We start from the raw sequence: 508 nt of genomic DNA on the forward strand, positions 1-508 counted from the left end.
CGGGGCCTCAGGAGATGCCGGTGCCGCGGGCGCTGTCGACGGACGAGGTCGCCGCCACGGTGCGGGACTTCCGCCAGGCCGCGGCCGCGGCGATCGCGGCCGGCGCGGACGGGGTGGAGATCCACGGGGCCAACGGCTACCTGGTGCATCAGTTCCTGTCCAGCAACGCCAACCAGCGCGCCGACCGTTACGGCGGGTCCGTGGAGAACCGGATCCGCTTCGCCGTGGAGGTGGCCTCGGCCGTGGCGGACGAGATCGGCGCGGGGCGTACCGGCATCCGGATCTCGCCCGGCAACCCGTTCAACGACATCGCGGAGGCGGACACCGCGGAGCTGTACGGGGCCCTCGTGCCCGCGCTGGCGCCGCTGGACCTGGCCTACCTGCACGTCACCTATGACGGGCCCGAGGAGCTCCTGCACCGCATCCGCCGCGACTGGCCGGCCGCGCTGATCCTCAACCGTCCCGGCGCCGACGTCGCCGCCCGCGCCCAGGACGTCGAGGCCGGCCT

The 508-nt window shown here is 74.6% G+C and carries 1 protein-coding gene; it reads left to right on the forward strand.

Translation table 11 applies throughout. The features are described 5' to 3' along the window. Positions 1–20 precede the first annotated feature (20 nt). Positions 21–508: oxidoreductase (locus tag DQW85_RS21610; RefSeq protein ID WP_476703606.1), on the forward strand; the 488-nt coding region annotated here is incomplete at its 3' end.

Origin of the sequence: Nonomuraea lactucae, assembly GCF_003313395.1 — a bacterium.
Classification (GTDB): domain Bacteria; phylum Actinomycetota; class Actinomycetes; order Streptosporangiales; family Streptosporangiaceae; genus Nonomuraea; species Nonomuraea lactucae.